Annotated in this window: 1 pseudogene; it reads left to right on the plus strand. The window is 56.7% G+C overall.

What is annotated here, in order from left to right:
• Positions 1-435: pseudogene (locus tag VZ95_RS23485) on the plus strand (EF-Tu/IF-2/RF-3 family GTPase); the annotation flags it as partial.
• Positions 436-639: the final 204 nt, after the last annotated feature.

The raw sequence follows: 639 nt of genomic DNA on the forward strand, positions 1-639 counted from the left end.
TTTCAACGTGCGCGCCAATGCCCAAGCCCGCGAATTGGCCCGCCGCGACAATGTCGAGATCCGCTACTACTCGATCATCTACAATGTGGTCGATGACGTAAAAGCGGCGCTCTCGGGCATGCTCGCGCCGGAAATGCGCGAAAACTTCCTGGCTACGCCGAAATCCGCGAAGTCTTCCAGCTTACCAAGTCGGGCAGCGTTGCGGGTTGCATGATTACCGAAGGTCTGGTGAAGCGCGGCAACAAGGTTCGCCTGCTGCGCGACAATGTGGTTATCCACGAAGGCACGCTGAAAACGCTCCGCCGCTTCAAGGAAGAAGTGAAGGAAGTGAGACAGGGCTTCGAATGCGGTATGGCCTTCGATAATTACAATGATCTTAAGATCGGCGACATGATCGAATGCTTCGAAATCGTCGAAGAAGCCCGCACGCTCTAGCGCGCACAGTGGTTTGAAACGGGATCAAGGGGAGGCGAAAGCCTCCCCTTTTTTCGTGTCCCGGCGGCTGGCGCGAGTATTGCTTGACCGACTGGTCAGGTTGGGCGTTTGCCGCCGCCCTATTCCTCGCACCCCGTTAGGCAAGAGGAGCGGAACGATGAAAATTGGTCAGAAAGTTGTGGGCGTCGTCGTCTTCCTGTGCGT

The organism is Elstera litoralis (assembly GCF_000963705.1).
Taxonomy (GTDB): Bacteria; Pseudomonadota; Alphaproteobacteria; order Elsterales; family Elsteraceae; genus Elstera; species Elstera litoralis.